Origin of the sequence: Aquimarina addita, assembly GCF_039539305.1 — a bacterium.
Classification (GTDB): domain Bacteria; phylum Bacteroidota; class Bacteroidia; order Flavobacteriales; family Flavobacteriaceae; genus Aquimarina; species Aquimarina addita.
In genome coordinates, this window is sequence record NZ_BAABCW010000010.1 from 144,837 (window position 1) to 165,123 (window position 20,287).

At 32.3% G+C, this 20,287-nt stretch carries 13 protein-coding genes; 5 read left to right on the forward strand and 8 right to left on the reverse strand.

What is annotated here, in order from left to right:
* Positions 1 to 21 precede the first annotated feature (21 nt).
* Genes ABD816_RS13325 through bglX form a run of 3 tightly spaced genes read right to left on the reverse strand, consistent with a single transcriptional unit; the run spans position 22 to position 5,604 of the window.
* Positions 22 to 1,365: a GntP family permease gene (locus tag ABD816_RS13325; RefSeq protein ID WP_344928109.1), complete on the reverse strand. Its 1,344-nt coding sequence runs from the start codon at positions 1,363 to 1,365 to the stop codon at positions 22 to 24.
* Positions 1,366 to 1,370: 5 nt separating this feature from the next.
* The gene (gene gndA / locus ABD816_RS13330) at positions 1,371 to 3,329 is read right to left on the reverse strand and encodes an NADP-dependent phosphogluconate dehydrogenase (protein WP_344928111.1); all 1,959 of its coding nucleotides are present in this window, start codon (positions 3,327 to 3,329) and stop codon (positions 1,371 to 1,373) included.
* A gap of 7 nt (positions 3,330 to 3,336) precedes the next feature.
* A complete protein-coding gene (gene bglX, locus ABD816_RS13335; protein ID WP_344928113.1) occupies positions 3,337 to 5,604 on the reverse strand; it encodes a beta-glucosidase BglX in 2,268 nt (755 codons plus the stop codon).
* Between the two features lie 574 nt (positions 5,605 to 6,178).
* On the opposite strand from bglX, the gene ABD816_RS13340 reads away from it, so the two are divergent.
* A complete protein-coding gene (locus ABD816_RS13340) occupies positions 6,179 to 6,514 on the forward strand; it encodes a hypothetical protein (RefSeq protein WP_344928115.1) in 336 nt (111 codons plus the stop codon).
* Positions 6,515 to 6,516: 2 nt separating this feature from the next.
* Here the strand turns inward: ABD816_RS13340 and ABD816_RS13345 are convergent, their stop codons facing one another.
* Positions 6,517 to 9,447, reverse strand: coding sequence for an FAD-binding and (Fe-S)-binding domain-containing protein (locus ABD816_RS13345; protein WP_344928117.1), 2,931 nt, complete (start codon positions 9,445 to 9,447; stop codon positions 6,517 to 6,519).
* A 439-nt stretch (positions 9,448 to 9,886) separates the two neighbouring features.
* On the opposite strand from ABD816_RS13345, the gene ABD816_RS13350 reads away from it, so the two are divergent.
* Complete coding sequence (locus tag ABD816_RS13350; protein WP_344928119.1) at positions 9,887 to 10,369, forward strand: hypothetical protein; 483 nt, start codon at positions 9,887 to 9,889, stop codon at positions 10,367 to 10,369.
* Between the two features lie 243 nt (positions 10,370 to 10,612).
* On the opposite strand, the gene bshA is transcribed toward ABD816_RS13350, so the two are convergent.
* On the reverse strand, positions 10,613 to 11,743 hold the full coding sequence (gene bshA, locus ABD816_RS13355) for an N-acetyl-alpha-D-glucosaminyl L-malate synthase BshA (RefSeq protein ID WP_344928121.1): 1,131 nt from the start codon (positions 11,741 to 11,743) through the stop codon (positions 10,613 to 10,615).
* Between the two features lie 542 nt (positions 11,744 to 12,285).
* Between bshA and ABD816_RS13360 the strand changes: the two genes are divergently transcribed.
* From ABD816_RS13360 to ABD816_RS13370, 3 genes are read left to right on the forward strand one after another with little or no spacing between them, the layout of a single operon-like run.
* A complete protein-coding gene (locus tag ABD816_RS13360) occupies positions 12,286 to 13,542 on the forward strand; it encodes an ammonium transporter (protein ID WP_344928123.1) in 1,257 nt (418 codons plus the stop codon).
* Positions 13,532 to 14,380: a tetratricopeptide repeat protein gene (locus ABD816_RS13365; protein WP_344928125.1), complete on the forward strand. Its 849-nt coding sequence runs from the start codon at positions 13,532 to 13,534 to the stop codon at positions 14,378 to 14,380. The genes ABD816_RS13360 and ABD816_RS13365 overlap by 11 nt, the downstream gene beginning before the upstream one ends.
* A gap of 36 nt (positions 14,381 to 14,416) precedes the next feature.
* Entirely contained in the window at positions 14,417 to 15,685 is a 1,269-nt protein-coding gene (locus ABD816_RS13370) for a hypothetical protein (RefSeq protein ID WP_344928127.1), read from the forward strand.
* Between the two features lie 90 nt (positions 15,686 to 15,775).
* On the opposite strand, the gene ABD816_RS13375 is transcribed toward ABD816_RS13370, so the two are convergent.
* The 3 genes from ABD816_RS13375 to ychF form a co-directional block, all read right to left on the reverse strand.
* Entirely contained in the window at positions 15,776 to 17,653 is a 1,878-nt protein-coding gene (locus tag ABD816_RS13375) for a M61 family metallopeptidase (protein ID WP_344928130.1), read from the reverse strand.
* 169 nt (positions 17,654 to 17,822) lie between these two features.
* Positions 17,823 to 18,728 carry a DMT family transporter gene (locus ABD816_RS13380; protein WP_344928132.1) on the reverse strand — a complete coding sequence of 302 codons (906 nt, stop codon included), beginning with the start codon at positions 18,726 to 18,728 and terminating at the stop codon, positions 17,823 to 17,825.
* Positions 18,729 to 19,077: 349 nt separating this feature from the next.
* Entirely contained in the window at positions 19,078 to 20,172 is a 1,095-nt protein-coding gene (gene ychF / locus ABD816_RS13385; RefSeq protein WP_344928134.1) for a redox-regulated ATPase YchF, read from the reverse strand.
* Positions 20,173 to 20,287: the final 115 nt, after the last annotated feature.

Sequence of the window (20,287 nt, forward strand, 5' to 3'; positions counted from 1 at the left end):
GATTACTGAATTGATTTTTTATTAAACTAAATACCATAAAATCAATGACATCAACACGCCTATAATTGCAATTAGTGTAGTCATGACTGTCCAGGATTGTAATGTTTGCTTTTCTGTCAAGCCCAGATATTGACCAACTAACCAAAATCCACTATCATTGACGTGAGACAGCAAAGTAGCACCAGAAGCAATTGCAATTACAAAAAGAGCAATCTGTGCTGGATCAAAGTCTCCTGCAAGAATAATGGGAGAAGTAATCCCTGCAGCAGCAATCATTGCCGTAGTAGCAGATCCTTGAAGTACTCTAATCAAACCTGCAACAATAAATGCAAACAGCAAAGGATGTATATAAGAACTCTGTAAAGAAGATGCAAGTAATTCACCTGCTTTCGTATCTACTAAGATTTGTTTAAAAGCTCCTCCTGCTCCTGTCAATAATATAATAGCTCCTGCTGGTTTGAAAGAGTTCATAGATAACTTTAATAAATCGTCTCTGGTAACACCTCTTCTAATTCCTAAAAAGTACCATGCAATGAGATTAGCCAAAATTAACGCTACAAAAGGATGTCCAGCTAATTCAATAACATACACAAACCACTCCGAGAAATAATCATCTTTAAACCAATCACCTAATAACACAGTCTTTAAAACAATTAGTAAAATAGGTAATGAGATAATAGCGAGAATGCCCAGAGGGTTAGGGAGATCATCAGTTGTGGTAGATTGCTCAAGTGTTTCTGGGATAGAAACAGTCATTCTTTTAGAAAGATACTTAGCTAATAAGGGACCACTAACAATAGCAGTAGGAACTCCGGTAATAAATCCAAAAACAATTACCCAGCCTAGATTTGCTCCAAGAATATCAGCTACCGCTACAGGACCTGGAGTTGGCGGAATAAAACTATGTGTTATAGCTAGTCCTGCCAATAACGGAATTGCATATAGTATTAATGATTTTTTAGTTTTTCTAGCAATTGCATATACTATTGGAACCAGAATAATAAAAGCTACATCAAAAAATACCGGAATAGCAATAATAAAACCTGTGATCATTAATGCCCAGGATGCATTTTTTTCTCCCGCAATTCTTAGTATATAATTTGCAATGCCTTGCGCTCCCCCTGAATTTTCTAACAAACCGCCAAACAAGGCTCCTAAACCTACAACAGTAGCCACAAAACCAAGAGTTCCTCCCATTCCATTTTTAATACTATTTAGAACATCGTCTGCAGGTAGTCCTGCAATTATCCCTACCAGGATACAAACGATTAATAATGCAATGAAAGCCTGAATTCTCAATTTAAGAATCATCACAAGTAAAGCTGTAATACCGACTCCAATAGCAATCAATAACTTATATTCCATACATTTTAAATTTTCCAATCTGTATGAAAAAAATCATTTAAAGATTTATCAATACGTTGATAGGTATGAGCCCCAAAAAAATCTCTTTGTGCCTGAATCAAATTGGCAGATGAATTTGCTGTAGTGTAAGCAAAAAAATAATTAGCCGCTCCCGACATTACTGGTAAAGCAAAGCCTGATAAAAGCCCTGATTGCAAACTGGTTTGTAGCGATGATATATTGGTTTTCATTAAAGCAACAATCTCAGGAAAAAGAAGTAAATCCTGATACGTACCTTCTGAGAATAATAGTGCTATTGTTTGCATCAAATCGCTTCTTATGATACAACCATTCGTCCATATTTGCGCAATTTCTGATAAGTTTAACTCCCATGAATTGCGCTCAGATATTCTCTGTAAAAGATCAAAACCTATACTGTGATTTATAATACTCACCACATAATACGCTTCTTCTAATTGATTGATAAAAGTCTCCTCTACCTCTGGAATCTTATAATCCAGTCTGTATATTTCTGAGGTTAAAACACGTTGTTCTTTCCTGGAGGAAATATTTCTAGCCATAACGGATGCTATAATGGTATCTATGGGGATCCCTGCACGAATTCCTTCTACAGCTGACCAATTACCTGTACCATTTTGTCCGGTTTTATCTAAAATTTTATCAATTAAATATGCTCCATTATCTTTTTTTCTCAAGATCTTAATTGTAATTTCTAATAAGTAGCTATTTTTTTTACGTGTACTCCAGTTCTCAAAAATAGTAGCAATATCTTCTGGACTTTTTTTAGCAACATACCGTAATAACTGATAAATCTCAGCTAATAATTGCATTTCTCCATATTCAATACTATTATGAACCATCTTTACAAAATGACCTGATCCCCCCGGTCCTATATAAGCAGAACAAGGTGTATTATTTATATCCTTTGCTGCAATCGCATCTAAAATTTTTTTAGCTTGTTTATACCCTTTTTTTGATCCTCCCGGCATAATCGAAGGTCCATTTAATGCTCCCTCTGCTCCTCCAGAAATTCCAACTCCGAGAAAATTAATATTAATAGTGTCAAAGGATAGCTCTCTTCGAATTGTATCCTTATAATGTGAATTTCCTCCATCAATAACACAATCATTTGCATTTAATAAAGGTGTAATTTCATTAATAATAGCATCCACAGCTTCACCTGACTTAACCATAATCAATATAGTACGGGGTGTTTCTAACGAGTCAATAAAGGGTGATAAGTGATCAAAACCTAATAAACTTGTTTTTTTATTCGCATGAGTTTCTACAAAGTTTTTAGCTACATTTTCTTCTTTACCGAGTACCTGCCTATTAAAAACGGAAAGATGAAAACCTTTAGACAACACATTTAATGCAAGGTTCCCCCCCATGACTCCAAGCCCTATAATTCCTATTTGAGACTTTATAATTTTATCTCTTAATTCTTCTTCTATAAATTTTAATTTAATTTCTTCTATGATCTCAACAACACTTTTGACTATATCCACATTTTTAGTCAAACAAATACTGATCCCTGCTTTAGGCTTCTCTAATGTTCCGAATTGTGAAGCTAATAATTCCTTTCTAAAGAAATGACCTTCTCTTTCATTTAACCTTTTAAAAATTAAATTATAATTTCCATTTAAAAAAATCCACTTTATATGTTCTTTTAGATCTGATTGAAGGGTTTCTCTGTAGGATTGTTTTAATGCAGAACAAGCTAACACTGCTCCTTTCTTACTACAACAACTTCTAATATGATCAACTAATGCTTCTAACCAAGGTTGTCTATCATCATCGTTTAAAGGGGTACCCGCTTTCATTTTATTGATATTAGACTCTGGATGGAAGTCATCTGCATCATAAAAAGGAATTCCTAATTCTAAGGCAAGTGCTTTACCTATTGTAGTTTTTCCACAGCCAGAAACACCAAATACAATATAAACTTTTTTTGAATTCATCATAGCTCCCCTATTTTAAAGTTAAATGCAATGAGTTCAATTCATCATGCGCATTTTTTGCAACCCAGAATGTAAAATCACCTGGCTCTACTATCCACTTTTTATCAGTTCCATAAAATAGAAAATCTTCTGTTGTACATTCAAATTCTATGTTCTCTGATGCTCCTGCTTCTAAGGTTATTTTTTTAAAACGAACTAATTCTTTTACAGGTCTTGTTATACTACCCACTAGATCTCTGTAATATAACTGTACGACCTCACTGGCTGATACTTTTCCTGTATTTGTAATTTTAGCTTTAATTTTTATGGTATCACCTATTCTAATATTTTCAGATGAAATACTTACATCAGAATATTCAAAATCGCTATATGTAAGTCCATATCCAAAGGGAAATTGAGGCAAATACCCAACATCCAGATAGTGTGATGTATTACCCAGAGAACTCTGCCAGGCATCAATTGGTATAGAATCCATTTGTACAAATTCTTCAGGTACTACGGGTCTGCCTGTATTGGTATGATTATAATATAATGGAACTTGTCCTACCTCTTTTGGCCAGGTTACAGGTAGTCTTCCGGATGGTGAAACTTTTCCAGTAATTATTTCATGCAATGCCTGCCCTCCCATTGTTCCTGGATGCCAGGACATAAGAATAGCATCCACTTTATGTAAAATATTTCCAAGGGTAATTGGTCTGCCTGCCATAATAATTAAAACAATTGGTTTTCCTGTTTTATGAAGTTTATCAATAAGTTCCTCTTGAGCTCCAGGTAAACTAAGATTTGCCCTGCTGTGTGCTTCTCCTGAAAGAATAGCTTCTTCTCCCGCAAAAAATAATATAACATCAGAAGATTTTGCTACTTTAATGGCTTCTACAAAACCTTTATCTGATCTATCTCTGCTATATGACAATCCCTCACTAAATTCGAAGTTAGATAAACTATCTTTTTTAAATGCCTGGAGCGGTGTAATAGTTCGTTCTCTTTCACCATCAAAATTCCAAGTGCCTAATTGCTCATGAGATGCATTTGCTAAGGGACCTATAATGGCTAATTTCTTTCCTTCAGGTATTGGCAATAGAGCATTCCTATTTTTTAACAATACCGTACTTTCTATCGCTGCCTTTTTTGCTTTCTCTAAATGATCTTCTGCATATAAGAAATCTTTATTATCATTAAAATCGGGATGCTCAAATAGATCTAATTTAAATTTAATTCGTAAAATATTTCGAACCATTTCATCCAGTTGAGCTACAGAAAATTTTCCTTCATCAATTAATTCCTTCATATGATCCTCATAAGAAGTACTAGTCATTTCCATATCTAGCATAGCATTTGCAGCCTTTTCTGCTGCTTCTTTATCATCCTTAGCATATCCGTGATGAATCATCTCCGTAATCGAATTCCAGTCACTAACCACAAAACCATCAAAATTCCACTCATCACGTAGAATATCCTTTAATATATGTTGATTACCAGATGCAGGAATGCCATTAAGCTCATTAAAACCAGTCATAAAGGTAGCAGCCCCAGCATCTACAGCAGCTTTAAAAGGTTTGAGATATACATTATGTAATAAATTGTCATGAATATTTGTAGTATTATAATCTCTACCACCCTCTGCAGCACCATATCCAACAAAATGTTTGGCACAAGCTGCAATACTAGTAGGGTTACTTAAATCTTCTCCCTGAAAACCTTTAATATATGCTTCTGCCATAACACTGGTCAAGTATGGATCTTCTCCTGCAGACTCTGCAATTCTGCCCCATCTCGGATCTCTGGAAATATCAAGCATTGGAGCAAATGTCCAGCGAATACCGTTAGTACTAGCTTCTATAGCAGCTATTCTTGATCCTTGTTTTACTATTTCCGGATTAAATGATGCTGCCTGTCCTAATGGTATTGGAAAAATGGTTTTATACCCGTGAATTACATCTCTGGCAAAAATCAATGGGATATGATTAGGGCTTTCTTCTATAGCAATTCTTTGCAACTCCTTAACATCATCTTTATTAGTAATATTGAGAAACGAACCCACGCTTCCCTTTCGTACTGCGTCCTTCAAATCCTCTGGTAGTTCTTTAACCCTACTGGATTTTCCTCGTTGTGCTGTTTGCCCAATCTTTTCTTCTAAAGTCATTTTAGAAAGTATACTGTCTATTTTTGACTCTTTAGAACTGGCCGTTGAGATTGTCTTAGGAACATTAGAATCACAAGAAGCAAGTCCATAGATAATCAGGAATGCAATACATACAATACGGGTAAACTTTTTCATTAATAAGGTTATAACAGGTTTGATCAAACGTATATTTCTATTTTGTTATTTTGAGAAAAACATACAATTATTGATGTCAATATATGGATACTTAATAACGTACCAATTTTTCATTAAAATGACAATAAATTATCTTTTTTAAAAATCTATAATCAACATAAAATTTTAAGTAGTAAGACTACCTAAACCGAAAGTAAATAACTATAAATCAATATATTATGAAAAATTAGTTAATTTTAACTTGGGGTCGTTAAAAATTAACACACGATTAATATAAAAATAAAAAGCAAGAATTAACATTAAATTAAAAAAAGAATATGAAATATTTTTCCAGACACTAAAGTTACAAAGCATTTAGAAAGAATTTTTATGATGAATTTTCCCTTAATATTTCTTGTGATTTTTTGATTAAAATAAGGAACAGTTATAATTCATAAACTTTAACATAATATTTTCTTAATCTATTCGTTCGTAGTGAATGAAAAATACAGCAGTATAATTGTATAAATATATAAAGCCCTCTAAAATAAATTGGATTATATAATTATTAAAAACTCAACGAGTTTAATAGAAAATGAATATACATAAAATTCAAGAAGATCATCAAGAGCTTCTTACCTTATATAAAGACGGAATTAAATTAAAAAATAAGTGGAAACTATCTATCTCCTGGAAGCTAAGTACACAGCTAGCATCCATTGCTGAAAAGGATTTTGTTTTAGAAACCTGGAAAAACGAATTAGCAACCTATCAAGAATTACATATGACCTTATATGACTCTCTAGAAAGTATCAGCATATCTAATGCGTACTATCTAGTTTTTGACACTATAGGAAACATTTATGAAGTCCAAGAGGTTCTCGTTAATAGTAAAAAAAGAAAATTTACGGTAGTACTCACTAATTTATGAAGTTAAACTATTCGTGTTAAAGCATTTCTTAATATAGTTACAGGATGTACTGCCTGTCTCCCAGTACCGTCTTTAATCTGATGCCTGCAACTGGTACCAACTGCAGAAATTACTGTATTACTATTGGATTTTCTGATCGCTGGAAATAAAGTTTGCTCACCAACCCGCATACTGATGTCATAATGTTCTTTTTCGTATCCAAAAGAACCAGCCATACCACAACAACCAGATGGAATAATAGTTACTTTAAACTTCTCTGGTAAATTTAGATAAGCAAATGTAGCTTCCATATTTGATAAAGCTTTTTGATGACAGTGCATATGCAATTTTATGATCTTATTTTCTGTTGTAAATTGATCTGTGGTAATATTACCAAGATCTATTTCAGATTTTAAAAATTCATCAATTATATAGGTATGTTGAGCAATAGCTTTTGCCGATTTACGATCATTTGCTAATCTAAGATACTCATCTCTAAATGTCAATATAGCAGATGGCTCTAAACCAATTAATGGAGTAGTTTCAGAAATAATTGATTTATATAATAAAATATTCTCATTTGCCAATCGCTTAGCTTTTTCTAATAAACCCTTAGAAATAAACGATCTACCACTCTCTTTATTATCAATTACTTTAATACCGTAGTTAAGACGTGTTAATAATTCAATAGCATCGATACCGATGGTGGCATCCAGATGATTAGTAAACTCATCTATAAAAAAATAAACTGTTTTTATTGGATTTTTCGGTTGTTTCCCTTTTAAGTATTTTTTACACCAACTTTTTAGAGATTGTTTTGCTAGCAATGGTAATGTTCGTTGTTTTGCAATACCCAATGAAGATTTCAGCACCTTAGAGGTAAATGAGTTATTAAAAATAAAATTAGTCATTCCGGGAATGATACTCCCCAATCTATTTAATTGGTTATTATATGCAAAAAGCTTTGTTCTAATAGAAGTTCCATGCTGCTTTTGATACTGATAGGTAAACTCTGCTTTTAATGCAGCTACATCCACATTAGAAGGACACTCACTAGCACACCCCTTGCAACTTAGGCATAAATCAAAAACCTCTTTTAGCTCTTCCTGAGCAAACTTATTTTTTTTATCACTATTAGTTAAAACTTCTCTTAATGCATTGGCACGTCCTCTTGTGGTATCCTTCTCATTTTTGGTTACTCTATAACTAGGACACATAGTTCCACCAGCCTCTACAGACTTTCTACAATCTCCACTTCCATTACATTTTTCTGCAGCTCTCAGAATTCCTAATGAATCCGAAAAATCCAGTATCGTTTGTATTTCTGGTTCCTTTCTATCTATCTTATATCGTAATTGCTCATCCATAGGATAAGCATCTACTATCTTACCTGGATTAAATATATGTTGTGGATCAAAAACATCTTTTATTCTTTGCAGTAATTGATAATTTTTATCCCCTATCATAAAGGGAATATATCCTGCTCGCACAATACCATCACCATGCTCTCCACTCATAGAACCTTGATATTTTTTCACTAAAACAGCCACGTCATCTGTGATTTGCTTAAAAAGTACCACATCTTCCTTTTTTTTAAGATCCAAAATAGGACGGAGATGTATTTCTCCTGCTCCTGCGTGCGCGTAATACACCGCATTCTGTCCATATTTTGTCATTAACTCTGAAAATTCTTCTATATATGGTGATAAATCAGATAATGCTACTGCCGTATCCTCAATACAAGCTACCGCTTTCTTATCTCCTACAATATTACCCAACAGCCCTAATCCTGCTTTACGTAACTCTAATGCCTGTGCTATCTCTGTTCCAGACAACATTGGATTGGCATAAGATAAACCTAAACTATTTAATTCATCTAATAATTCTTTTTGCTGTTTGTTTAGGTTTTCTATTGTATCAGCTCGTAATTCCAACATCAAAATTGCTTCAGGATCGTCAACTATAAAAAATCGGTTTTTGAGTTGTTCAATATTATTTTTAGTACAATCTAATATTGTTTTATCCATCATCTCACAAGTGAACAATGAATGTTTCATCACAGGTTCTACTGCTTTCATACAATCCGCTATAGAATGAAAATGCGCCGCTATCATAATAGATTCTGCAGGTGGTAACGTATCCAGTTGTAAGGTGATTTTTGTTGTAAATGCTAATGTGCCTTCACTACCTGCTAATAACTTGCACATATTAAACCCATTGTTGCCATCAGCAAAAATTGTTGTTTTTATTAATTCATCAATTGCATATCCTGTATTACGTCTATGTATTTCTGGTTTTGGAAAATTAGTCAGAATTTGATGTTGTACTCCTTCAGAAGAAAATTCTTGATATAACATTTCATAAATTGAACCTTCTAATGTAGCATGCTTTCTTTTTTCGTGAAAATCTTTTGTAGAAATCTCCTCAAAAGCAACTTCGCTACCATCAGAAAGTATAGTTTTCATTGCAACAACCTTATCTCTGGTTACTCCATATTGAATAGAAGTAGTACCACTACTATTATTACCAACCATTCCTCCAATCATACACCGATTAGAAGTAGACGTATTAGGACCAAAAAAAAGACCAAAAGGAGCTAAAAATCGATTAAGATCATCACGAATAACACCCGGTTGTACTGTTACTGTTTTGGTAGATTCATCCAGAGAGCATATTTCTGTAAAATGTTTAGAAACATCTACTACAATACCATCACCTACACATTGACCGGCAAGAGAAGTTCCTGCAGTTCTGGGGATCAGACCACATTGATTGCTAGTAGCAAAATTGATGATCTTTTTTATATCCTCCTCATTTTTTGGAAAAGCCACAGCTAGCGGAAGTCTTCTATAAACAGAAGCGTCTGTTGCATATAATGACTTCGTTAACGGATCAAACTGAACCTCTCCTTCTAATTCATTACTTAAAACTTCCAGATGAGAACTCTTTATCATATATTTTTTATCAAACCATTAATTAAATAAGACACTTTTGCTAACATAGCAATGGTCTAAGCTCGACCCAAGGTACTAGGTGTCACAAACTAGACAGCTTCGCTACAGAAACCAGAAAACATGACACCTTCCTCCTGATTCTACGCGCTACACTCTAAATAGATTCTCTGGGAATTCTAGTAATTAAATTTATTCTGTCTTGTCACTATCATCACAAAAATAAGAATGAAAATATGATTAATGATATAAACCCGTATTTATCTAACTAAAAATGGACTTAGAATCAAACAGCAAGTGAGATGTTAAGTATTATTATTAATCCATTCTAATTCAAATTAGTAAACTCTATATTTTCAAATTAACAAAAACTTATGCCGTAGTTTCGTATTAAAAAAAAAGTTATAACGTTATATTTGAATAACAATTAAAAACAATTATAATGATAAAACGTATTTTTATAGTAGCTGCATTTCTATTAGTCTCTACTTTTACAATAAATGCTCAGGATATAGCACCGCATGCATTAGGATTAAGATTAGGTGATAGCGATGGTGTATGGGCAGAAGTGAGTTATCAGGCTGGCCTAAGCTCTGACACTCGAATTGAAATTGATCTGGGAATACGCAGTAGAAATAGCTTTAGCGCGGTAAAACTTACTGGTATTTACCAATGGGTCTTTAATATTGATGGAGGCTTAAACTGGTATGTAGGTCCTGGAATTGGTGGTGGTTTAATCGATTATGATAATGGAGATGATGGTTTAGAAAGTTTTGGTTTCATTGCAGGAGATGTTGGTATAGAGTATAGTTTTGATTTTCCGTTATTAATCTCTCTGGATTTTAGACCAGAAATATACTTTGATGATTTTGGTGACGATGATCTTAATTTTAATGTTGGTGTCAGTGCCAGATATCAATTCTAGAATCTAAAATAAATAATCAAAAAAGCTGTTCAGATTTTAATTATGAACAGCTTTTTTAATGGTACATATAGTCCTTAAAAACAGCTATCTACCAAACCTATATGTATCTTCTAAACCTTATTATTAAAAGTATTAATACAAGCCAAATGATAAATTATACCTTTTGTCATAAGAAAACTTTAATAAAATAATTGTATGTTGTGAATTCAATCAATTTAATTTAAAAAAAGAGCCTCGTACTCTTTATGAAACAGATTCTAATGCACTTTCATATAAATCAATATACAAGGGCACTATTGCTGAGATATCAAATTTTAAAGCATTATCAAAAGCACCTTGTTTAAATTTTTCAAGCGTCTTGTGATCTTGCAATATACGTATTGAATTCTCTGACATTTCTGATACATTTCCCACATCACTTAAATATCCGGAAACCCCCTGGATATTGACCTCCGGTATTCCTCCTGCGTTACTAGAAATAACAGGAACTCTGTTGACCATAGCTTCTAATGCTGCCAATCCAAAACTTTCACGTTCTGATGGTAGTAAGAAAAGATCAGAAAAACATAATATCTTATCGATCTCATTACTATTACCTAAGAAAATAACTTTATCCTTAATACCCAAATCTTTACATTTTTGTTCTGCAGGTTTTCTCTCAGGACCATCACCTACCATCAAAAGTTTTGCAGGAACTTTTTTCTGTATATTATAAAATATATCCACGATATCAGTTATTCTTTTTACTGGTCTAAAATTACTTATATGCGTTACTATTCGTTCTGATTCTGTAGCCATCAATTCCCTCTGACAATCTGTAAAGTTTGTTTTTCGTTGATTTGCATCAATAAAATTAGGAACTACTTCTATATTCTTTTTGATATCAAAAAGGCGCAAGGTATCTTCCTTTAAACTTTCAGAAACTGAAGTTACAATATCACTATTATTAATACTAAAAGTTACAGCAGGTTTATAATAAGGATGATTACCCACAAGAGTAATATCTGTACCATGAAGTGTCGTTACCATAGGAATATATATCCCCTCTTCCGCAAGCATTTCCTTTGCCATATATCCTGCATATGCATGTGGTATTGCATAATGTACGTGCAAAATATCAATTTTATATTTTTTTATAGTATCTACCAACTTACTAGATAAAGCTAATTCATAAGGTTGATAATGAAATAACGGGTATTCAGGGACATTTACCTCGTGAAAGTGTATATTAGGACTTAACAAACCCAACCGTACCGGTTGTTTATAGGTTATAAAATGGACATTATGGTTTAACTTAGCAAGTGCTATTCCTAATTCGGTTGCAACTACTCCACTACCACCAAAAGTTGGATAACAAACAATAGCAATGTTCATATAAAAATTTGTTTTTGCACAAGGTACAAGAAAATCAGTATAGCGTATTGTTAAAGGAATTTTAAATTAAATATTTATTTGTGAGTAACTCTACCTTACAAATAAAATTTAGAGATTGAGTCAACTAAAATATTCAAAACAAAGTTAAACTGCTTGTAACTTATGACTAAAATAATAACCTATCACTTAACATTCCATATAACATTAAACTGATGATATTAAGCTATTTAAATCAATTTATTAATTGTGCATGCATAACTTTTTATCGTGAAAAATCAATATTATATCGAAAACATAATTGAAAACTAATAATTTCTTAAAAAATGTTAAAATTTTATGTAACTTTAGTTTATTAGTTTTCAGTACGTTAAAAATTAATAATAAACTCAAATTATTAATAAAAGAATTACATTTTTGATATTTTAAAACAACCTTTCCTCGGTGATTCCGATGTGCTAAGTTAGAAGTGTATTCTATTTTTTTATTAATAGAGTTTTACCATAACGCTGAGATTTTTTAAATCACTAATCAAACTTAATACTATGGATGTAAGCACTTCTCTTGATTTGTTATGGGTTATTATTGCCGGAATTCTTGTTTTTTTTATGCAAGCAGGTTTTACTTTATTAGAAGCCGGATTTACCAGAGCAAAAAATGTGGCTAATATTGCTATGAAAAATATTGTTGACCTTTTTGTTGGAGCTATCTCCTTTTGGGCAATCGGGTATACTTTAATGTACGGTGATTCTATCAATGGATTTATCGGTAGTGTTAGTTTCTTCTATATGGAACCTACAGATATGCATAACTTATTTTATCAAACGGTTTTTTGCGCCACAGCAGCAACCATTATTTCTGGTGCCATTGCCGAGCGTGCTAAATTTAGTACTTATTTTATATTTACGTTTGCCTTTACCACATTCATTTATCCCATTGCCGGGCACTGGATATGGCAAGGTGATGGGTGGCTAACTAATATGGGATTTATTGATTTTGCCGGATCTACAGCGGTTCATGTAATGGGCGGATTTGCAGGATTAGTTTTCGCATTCATTTTAGGACCTAGAATTGGTAAGTATAATAGTGACGGTTCATCAAATGATATTCCGGGGCATAACCTTCTACAAGCTGTTACCGGGGTATTTATTTTATGGTTAGGATGGTTTGGATTTAACGCAGGATCAGAATTAGCAATTACCGGAGCTAGCGCAAATAAGGTCGCTATGATTATTGTCACTACTAATTTAGCAGCAGCTGGTGGTGGTCTTGCCGCTCTCCTTACTTCATGGATAAGAAAAGGAAAAGCAAATGTATCCATGACACTCAATGGATCACTTGCGGGTCTTGTAGGTGTTACCGCTGGATGTGCAGCAGTAAACCCCTTGGGCGGGCTCTGTATCGGACTCATTTCTGGGATTGTGGTCGTCTTCTCTATTGATATTATTGATAAAAAACTAAAAATTGACGATCCTGTTTCAGTTGGATCGGTTCACGGTATTGTCGGATTAATAGGTACTATTTTAGTAGGAGTATTTGCTACAGAAAATGGACTATTATATGGAGGGGGTTTTGAACTACTTAAAATACAGTCTATTGGGACAATATCTGTTGCATTATGGGCAATGACAATAACAAGTATTTTAGTATTAATACTAAAATATACTGTAGGAATAAGAGTGACACAACAAGAAGAAACTATAGGATTAGATGAAACTGAACATAACCCGAATTATATAGTTAAACAAGAAGAAACAATTATAAAATCCGGTGATCTAGAATTAAGCAATTATGAAAAATAAATTAATAGTATATATTATTTTCTTTAGTGCTCTTATGATAAGCTATCGTTGTACTGATAAAGTAGCTAAAAACTCTACCAGTACAACAACTACAACAGAAGAACCTGTAGTTATATCATCTGATCTTAACAAATCGCCTGATGTATTACTAAAACAAATGTATGCTCACTATGATCTGGAAGAATTTAAAAAATGTAATGCTAAATTAAAAGCTCTATTAGAAAAACATCCAGATAGCCGTGAAGCATTAGCTGCAAGAGAATTTGCAGATGATTTAGCTATCAAATTAAATGAAATTAAACAACTAGAAGAACAACAGCAAATAGAAGAAGAAAAAAGAGAAAGAAAAAAAAGACTACCCTTATCAGCAAAAAAAATGCGTAGCACTACTAATAATAATGTTACATATTATATGGATAAAGATAGCCCGGAATTTGATTCAAAGGAATGTTTTTATCTATATTTTCTTCGTGCCGGACAGAAGCCAAAATTGTATTTAAAGATCAGATATGTTGCTACAGAATGGTTAGATATTGAGAATTGTATCATTACAGCTGATCAAATTGATTATACTATTACCGGAGCAGTAAAAAAGGAAGAGAAAAAAGGCAAAAAAAAATTATTTCATGAGGTCTTAAATATCCCAATCGATTCTAAAGAAAAATTAGACATATTAGTTGCTACTGCAAATAGTAAAGATGCAATAACTGTCTATGTAGGCGCATCTGATTATAAAAAACGTGACTTGTCAAAAACCCAAATTTTATCTATCAGAAATGTACTTGATGCATATGAGTATTATGGAGGTGATCTGTATGATGCTCCATTAATTGAATGATTCACTATACCATTTTATTAATCTAAAAGTTATGCGATGAGAAATGTAAGTCTTTGTTTTTTATGTTGTTTACACTTTATTACAGGGTATACTCAGGAGAAAAAGTATCATATAGATTCAGATTATACAATAGAAATTATAGAGAAATTAGAAGAAGTGCCCATTGTTTATGAAGTAATTCAAAAAAAGATTACTACGACCGTTTATGAGGAATTAAAGAAGAAAACAACTGCCTATACAGAACTAGAAAAAGCAATTAAAAAACTAGAGAATGATAGTATTCGTAACACCAATTTATATCATAAACAAGAGAAAAAATACCAACAAATTTTAAAAATATCAACTCATATCAATAATTTTTTGAGTTCTAAAGAGTCGCATCAAATGAAAAAGAAACATTTGATCAAGGCTCAAAAAATTGCAGATAAATATCACTTGAATACATTGATTTATGCAGATGATGCAATAAACCCAACTAAAAAATCTCAATTTTTTATACTTGAAAAAAAATCCCTGGATCTTAAAATTCATTTAAAAAAAATTATTTGGTCTTTAGAAAAAAAGAACCCAAAACCTGTATTAGATTTTGTCAAACTTGATAACAAGATTAAGAATCTAAGAAAGCAAATTTCATTAACAGCTCCTTTTGAAATCGTAGCTACTCCTAAAAAAATAAAAAAATCAGCATTGTTTATTGGCATTCCTACTGATCTTTCAAACTTGTCAGGAAACTTTAAAAAAAATAGTAATTTATATTATATAATGTCTCAGAACTCAGGCACTTTACTTAATAATCAATTGGTTGCTAAAGACAATATTATAAAAGCCAAAATCTTTAAGAATCATATTTTAGCATCTAAGCATAACACTTTGATTAATAATATAGAAAATGATAAGTTGTATCTTATTGAAGCCGATTTTTTTAATATTATAAACAGATCAAAAGAATATCTTCCATCTCAAAATAAGGTTTCATCAAAGGTTAGCAAAATAGATAATAACGGAGAGATTACATATCCAATTAAAAAATATGAATCAATGATTATGAAATGTAAGGAATTAACGGCGAAGCTAAAGAAGCATAATAAAATAAGAAAAAATAGCACGATGACTTTGGCACAACGTACAGCGTGGAAGAAAGATCTTAGTGAAGCAACTTCTTTACATAAAGAAATTGAAAAGTTTTCTTCAATTTATCAAAAAGAAAAATATCCGGTTCAAAAATACACCAACAGAAAAATATTAAATGATTACAAAAGTTTTAACGAAACGCTAAGCAACTCTATTAAATATACTAGTTTTTAAAAGCTTACTTCTCTATTATTTTAAAAATTTCTCTTTTAAGGATAAAAAAACCTTCTTAAGAGAAGGTTTTTTTAATTTTAGTAAAACTTACTATCCTTTAAGCCAGGCTTCTTTAAGCTCAGACTGTTCTTTTGTTATATCATCTAATTCTTTCAATGTATCACCCAGAGTATAGGATTGAGTCAGCTTAGTTTTTACGATAACCTCTGCTCCTTCCCTTTCTAATTTTACATCTAAATCATCTCCGACTTTCCATTGCATAGCGCTCCCAATAACCATATTGGCATTTTCTAATGTTAGTGATGTACCATTAATTTCTTTAATAATATCATTAGGTTGTACTCCATTATCAGCCCAGAAACTATTGTCAGTTACTAAATCTGTAAAGAAAATATTACCTTTTTCCTGATCTCCGGCTAAGATCAATGCACCAGCATTCATGATATAATTAGTTTCTATTTTTTCTTTTTTGACCGTAAGCCCTACTTTCTTAAAAAACTCATTATAATCAATAGGTGTAGTACCTTCTACATGTGTTTTCAAAAATTCTCCAATTGAAGGATAAGTCATTGCAGTAATCTCTTCTATAATCGAATCATCCTCGAAGGGTTTATTCTTTCCATATTTTAGAGATAATTCCTTCATTAGAGATAAGATTCCGCGACTACCTTTACTTTCCTCTCTCATTAATATGTCAATACACATACCGATCAAAGCCCCTTTTTCGTAAACATTGGTATAGTTTTTTGCATAAGGATCATCTAATATATTCTCACTCATTAGTGTAAAACTCATCGTATCATCATATCGCTTAGACGATTCTATTTTACCCATCATTTTAGTATAAAATTCTTCTTCAGTGACTAATCCTTGATTTATTTGAAAGACGCTCGCAAAATATTCTGTAACCCCCTCATACATCCATAAGTGTTTAGAAAATGTAGGATCATTATAATCAAAATAATGAACATCTTCTGAGTGAACACTTAATGGAGTAACTATATGAAAAAACTCGTGAGAAACTACATCAATCATTGCTGTCGCTAAAGCATCTGCTGGCATTGCTTCTGGCAATACAACCACAGTAGATGTATGATGTTCTAAAGCTCCAAAACCTGTAGGAGCATTCTGAGACTGAGGAGCCAGATATAGATAAATATCATATCTGGGTGTACTATTTATAGCTCCGAGATACTCTTTTTGCGCTTTCATCATTTTAAAAACGGTCTCTTTAATCCCCGCTGCTGTATATGCTTTGTTAGGAGAATATACACTTAATACAATTTTAATCCCTCCTACTTCAAATTCTTCTACATCTAATGCTCCATACATCATAGGATTATCAGTAATATCAAAATATCTTGCAGCAAAATACTTATCTATTGTGGTAGTTCCATCCTCGCTTTTGGTAGTACCAATATTTTGCAAAGCAGAAGTTCTTTTCATTGCAGTTGGTGCAGTAACTTCTAAAGCATATTGATTATTCTTAAGAACATCAAAATAACCAATAAATCCGTGAAGATTTAATACATAATTATCTTCTTCTATATTGGTTCCCGATGGTGAAAACGGCGCTCCTTCTATTTCGTTTTCTACATCAAAGGTATCATTAACCAGATATGTTATTTTATCTAATTGCTTTGCATTTATAATCCTCCAGGTATTATCATCTACTCTTTCTGTTGTCAATTCTGCCCCTGCATAATCTATCGCCTTAAAATCATCTACATATTTGCCAAAATCACTTACCGCATACGTACCTTGTACAACTTTAGGAAGATAGTAGGTAATAGTGTCTTTTACAAAACGACCCGGATTGATAAGTACAGGAACTTTATCATCGTTAGTCTTTGTTAAATCTACCTTTGTATCAATAGGAACCGCTGTGGCAATATCGTTTGAAGTATTAATTGATCCACACCCTACCAGTAATAAACCAATAGATACTAAACTTATAATATTTTTCATTTATTAAACATTTATTATGCTAAACGCAAGAAATTAAATAGTGTTACAACTTTTGCGGCGCAAAATATAGAATTTAAGGATATTTTGACCTGTTTTGGGATTTTATTTAGAATATCGTGAGAAAAAACTAAAAAAACTTACAGTAGCATTAAATATATCAGCGATCTTTTCATCCTTTATTTTTATTTTTCTGTATGGTTACACTGAAAACTCCAACCAAAACAATCATCGTTCCTAGGACCTGAATGGTTGAAAAGCTTTCATTTAAAATAAAATATGCTAATAATATTGTAGAGATAGGTCCCAAGCTTGCAATTATTGAAAAATTAGAGGCCCCTAATCTGGCAATCGCAGCAGAAACTAGATAAGAAGGTATAATTGTCGAGAAGATTGCCATAATGGCTCCGAGGATATATACCTCAATCGGATATCCAATGAGAGAAGCTCTATCAAAAACAATATATTGAATGATAATACACAAACAAGAGACAATCATAGCATAAGATGTGAAGGTAACCACACCAAACTTTGGAATTAACCATCCACTCCCAACAAGGTAAGTGGCATAGGTCAACGCACTTAAAAAAATCAATAAAATTCCAAGTTCTACATTAGGAACGTTAACTTGCAATTCTCCCCAAAATGTAATCACTACACCTATATACGTTATTAGAATTGCGATTAGTTGTTTTTTAGTAATTATTTTTTTTAGAAAAATTCTGGAAATGATAAGAACCAAGGTTGGATACACAAATAAAATAATCCGTTCTAATCCAGCTTTAATATATTGTAATCCCAGAAAATCAAAATAACTAGCCAAATAATATCCTATGAATCCAAAAAAAATAATCCATAGATAGTCTGTTTTTTTTATTGATGCTGGCTTTGATGGTTTATTAAAAAAAGAAATCAGTACATAAAAAGGAAGAGAAAATGACATTCTGAATAATAGTAGATGCTCAGAACTTATGTTATACGTATATGCCATCTTGACCATGACTGCCTTCGCAGAAAATAGTACGATTCCAATAATAGCTAATGATACTCCGTAGTACGTAAACTTATAATTTTGCATTTAGTAAAACTAGAATTAATAGTTTCTACTTCGTATGCAATTGGTATAAAATTACGACGGCTAACACTTCTATTATCTAATTTTATAAAAATAAAATACATAAAAAAGGTTTCAATTACAATGAAAATTAAATTGTTATTAATGTTTTATAAATTTAATGACCTCTGACCTAAGGGTACTATATATCAAGACAAAACCGTTTCGCTACAAAAATCAGGAAACAAGATTCTTTTATCATGATTATATGTACTACAGTCGAGCCTAAGCTTCGAGAAATTATATTGATAAAAAAATAAACCTCATAAGAAGATTAAAACTTTATGAGGTTTATTGAGTAAAATGGTATTTGTTAAACATTAAATAAGAAATGCATTACATCTCCATCACTAACAACATAAGTTTTACCTTCTACTCCTAATTTTCCTGCTTCTTTAACTTTTGCTTCACTACCATAAGCTATATAGTCATCATATTTAATAACTTCAGCTCTGATAAAACCTTTTTCAAAATCTGTATGAATTACACCAGCCGCTTGTGGAGCAGTAGAACCTATAGGTATCGTCCAGGCTCTTACTTCTTTTACTCCTGCTGTAAAATAAGTTTGTTGGTTAAGCAATTTATACGCTGCACGAATAAGTACTGCCGCTCCCGCTTCTTCTAATCCCATATCTTGGAGAAAAAGTTGTCTTTCCTCGTAATCTTCTAGCTCAGTGATATCAGCTTCTGTACCTACTGCAAGTATAATTACTTCAGCATTTTCTGAAGCAACAGCCTCCTTAACTCTATCTACATGTTCATTACCACCTACTGCAGCATCTTCATTTACATTACAAACATACAATACAGGCTTATCAGTAATAAATTGTAACGGTTTTACAAAAACTTCACGATCGTCCTCAGAAACTTCAATAGCTCTTATAGAAAGACCGGCTTCTAAACCTTCTTTTAACTTAATTAATATGGTTTCTTCTTTCTGTGCCTCTTTATTTCCAGTTCTGGAAGCTCTTTTGATTTTATCTAACTTCTTTTCTAGCGTTTCTAAATCTTTTAACTGTAATTCTATATCAATCGTTTCCTTATCTCTAATAGGATCAATAGATCCATCCACATGAACAATATTATCATTATCAAAACAACGCAATACATGTATTATAGCATCCGTTTCTCTTATATTTCCTAAGAATTGATTCCCTAAACCTTCTCCTTTACTAGCTCCTTTTACAAGTCCAGCAATATCAACAATCTCTACTGTAGCAGGTATAACACGCTCTGGATTCACTAAAGATTCCAGTTTTTCTAATCTGGGATCAGGAACATTAACAACACCTATATTAGGTTCAATAGTACAAAATGGAAAATTTGCACTTTGCGCTTTTGCATTAGACAAACAATTAAAAAGTGTAGATTTTCCTACATTGGGTAATCCGACGATTCCTGCTTTCATAGTATATATTATATAAGGACAAATAACAAAAATTATCCAAATTTTAAGAGTGCAAAGATAGCACGTTTACACCTTAGTAAGCAAATACTAAATGAAATAGATTTGGAGTCCTAAT